The organism is Rhodococcus gordoniae, assembly GCF_001646655.1.
Taxonomy (GTDB): domain Bacteria; phylum Actinomycetota; class Actinomycetes; order Mycobacteriales; family Mycobacteriaceae; genus Rhodococcus; species Rhodococcus gordoniae.
This window is the reverse complement of the sequence record NZ_LPZN01000072.1, coordinates 1-514: the sequence shown is the minus strand read 5'-3', so window position 1 is coordinate 514 and position 514 is coordinate 1. Positions and strand designations below refer to the sequence as shown.

At 65.2% G+C, this 514-nt stretch carries 1 protein-coding gene; it reads right to left on the bottom strand.

Annotation, left to right across the window (positions count from 1 at the left end):
• The coding region (locus A8G18_RS21135) for an L-lactate permease (RefSeq protein ID WP_245207984.1) at positions 1–372 on the bottom strand (372 nt) is incomplete at its 3' end.
• Positions 373–514 lie beyond the last annotated feature (142 nt).

Below are 514 nucleotides of genomic sequence, written 5' to 3'. Positions count from 1 at the left end.
GCCGTGGCCGATCGAGTTGAAGATGCGCCGCAGATCCTCGAACCGGCCGCTGACGACGGTGAGTTCGTAGAACCAGATCGCGGTGATCACGATCCACATCACCGGGAAGAGTCCGAAGGTGATGCCCTGCAGGGCGGACAGGCCGGCCAGGGGCGCGGGCATGTCGAAGCCGATGATCGCGACGATGAGCGCGGCGACGAGGGCGCCGAGTCCGGAATACCAGGCCTTGAGTTTGAAGCCGGCGAGCAGGACGAAGAAGGTCAGCAGCGGCGCAAGGCCCACGAGAGCCGATGCGGTGAGGCTGCCTGCGATGGCGTCAGTGGCGGGGGTGGATGTCGCCGGGATGGCGTCGGGGGGGGGTGTGAATGTCACCGCCGATATCCGGGTTGCCACACGAAACTCCTGTGGTTGCGCCGCTGTCGGCGGCGGATGTGATTTCGACCGATGTGGTCAGACCACGTGAAAGTACACCATGGTCCGCGTCACAGTCGACCCCCTGACGGAATGTGCGGTC